The following is a 1578-nucleotide window of genomic DNA, read 5'->3' on the forward strand; positions in this document are numbered from 1 at the left end:
GCGTGGGAGACCTAAGGACGGAGAAGTCGGAGGAGGCCATCCGCGCAGCATTTTTCGAGCTCGTGCGCGAGCGTGGATTCGAGCGCGTGACGGTCGGTGAGCTGTGCCGCCGCGCCCGCGTGGGACGCTCGACGTTCTACGACCACCACGAGGACAAGTATGAGCTGCTCAGCTGCCTGGTCGGGGAGGTCTTGACCCGAGCGCAGGCCATGATGGAGGAACGGTTCGCGGCGGCCTCGGACGTAGCGGCGGTGGTCGGCGGGGCGTACGCGTGGTTTGAGAGCGAGCGCGACGAGTTGTCCTGCCTGCTGACCATCCACGTCCCCGAGGCTGACCTCGCGGCGCAGTTCCGCGCCCTGTTGGAGGAGGGCTTCGAGGAGCGGCTTGTGGGCGGTGGGGGCACCGGGGACGGTACGCCCACCGTGCCCGTCGAGCTGCTCGCCAAGCTCTACGCCTCAAGCGCGCTCACCATGCTCGAGTGGGTGCTTGTGCATGGGAGCGAGGATGGTGCAGCAGCGACGTTCGTCGACGAGGCATGGGCGCGGTTGATGCCGTTGCTCGGGTGACAAATCGGTCGGGTCGGTTTGTCACGATCAAGTCGAATTGTCACGGAGTTGCTGGAACCAGACGCCGGAAGAAACCAGCCCACTCGCGCTCAACCCGAGGCTACCGCACCGAGTCCCACTGGTCCGCGGTGACGAGGCGACAGACAGTGTCGTGCGACTCGCCCACGAGCGGGTAAGCCACATCCCTCTGTTCGAACGCCGGTGCCATACCGCACTTTTCCATCACCCGACCAGAACCATCGTTCGAGGCGAAGTGCAGGCCCCAAACGGCCGGGGCGCCCAAGGTTCCGAATGCGTACTCGAGCACCGCTCCGAGCGACTCCGTCATGTAGCCCCTGCCCCAGAGGGAGCGACCGATCCAGTAGCCCACCTCGAGCGCACCCTCGCCCGCGAGCCTGCCGAAGTGCTCCCGGAGCTCGGGAGCAGAGTCAAAGCAGTCCAGGAGCTGCGAGCTGAACGGCTTGAGGGCGATGCTGCCGACCGGACCGTCCCCTTCGAACTTCACGATGATCGCCCAGTTGTTCTCAACGGCGAGGACGTCCCGGACGATCCGTGCACTCTCCTCGACGCTCGCGTGCGGAGGCCAGCCGGCGCGAGGGCCGACCAGAGGATCTGACGCGTATCGGAAGACCGACGCTGCCTCCGCGGCATCGTTCACGCGCCACGCCCGCAGCAGCAGGCGAGATGTCTCGATATCCCTCATTGGAAACCTCTGTCTCAGGACCTCAAGAGCGATTGCACGTCTCATCGGCAATTGTAGGGGCGAGCCCAGGCACCTGCCCCCGAGAGCGGCCGCCTACATATCTTCTCAGATTCCGGTCGGACGTCTTCGGCTGCACGTGCGCCTTAGATGACAAATCGACCTGACCGGTTTGTCACCTCGCCGGGAGCTCGAAGGTGAAGGTCGTGAGGCGGCCGGGGTCGCTCTCGCAGGAGATGGAGCCGCCGAGGGCCTCGGCGCGGCGTCGGGCGATGGAGAGGCCGAGGCCGTAGCCCTCCGCGCCCGAGCCGC

The 1578-nt window shown here is 66.3% G+C and carries 3 protein-coding genes; 1 reads left to right on the forward strand and 2 read right to left on the reverse strand.

Annotation, left to right across the window (positions count from 1 at the left end; translation table 11 throughout):
- Positions 1-566: TetR/AcrR family transcriptional regulator (locus SFLMC1_RS00865; RefSeq protein WP_187323796.1), on the forward strand; the 566-nt coding region annotated here is incomplete at its 5' end.
- A 100-nt stretch (positions 567-666) separates the two neighbouring features.
- On the opposite strand, the gene SFLMC1_RS00870 is transcribed toward SFLMC1_RS00865, so the two are convergent.
- Positions 667-1314 (reverse strand): GNAT family N-acetyltransferase, encoded by a 648-nt coding sequence (locus tag SFLMC1_RS00870; RefSeq protein ID WP_306437766.1) that lies wholly within the window; start codon positions 1312-1314, stop codon positions 667-669.
- Positions 1315-1441: 127 nt separating this feature from the next.
- On the reverse strand, positions 1442-1578 hold a 137-nt coding region (locus SFLMC1_RS11385; RefSeq protein WP_154033521.1), incomplete at its 5' end, for an ATP-binding protein.

Source organism: Collinsella aerofaciens, from assembly GCF_901212495.1.
Taxonomy (GTDB): Bacteria; Actinomycetota; Coriobacteriia; order Coriobacteriales; family Coriobacteriaceae; genus Collinsella; species Collinsella aerofaciens_H.